A 243-nucleotide genomic window follows, 5' to 3' on the forward strand; every position below is an offset into this window, starting at 1 on the left:
CAGATACCATTCAATCTAGTGTTACTTACACTATTGCGGCTCTTGCTAACGTCGAAAACCTGACATTAACAGGAACAGCAGCCATAAACGGTACTGGTAACGCAGCTAATAACGTTATTACTGGTAATAGTGCTAATAATACCCTCAATGGTGATGCTGGTAATGACACCCTTGATGGTGGTGCAGGTACAGATATCCTAATTGGTGGTTTGGGCAACGATATCTACATTGTTGATAGCACCA

Annotated in this window: 1 pseudogene; it reads left to right on the plus strand. The window is 42.0% G+C overall.

What is annotated here, in order from left to right:
* A pseudogene (locus FFO06_RS20980) lies at positions 1–243 on the plus strand (hypothetical protein); the annotation flags it as partial.

The sequence above is a fragment of the Dolichospermum planctonicum genome, from assembly GCF_005402965.1.
GTDB classification, from domain to species: Bacteria; Cyanobacteriota; Cyanobacteriia; order Cyanobacteriales; family Nostocaceae; genus Dolichospermum; species Dolichospermum planctonicum.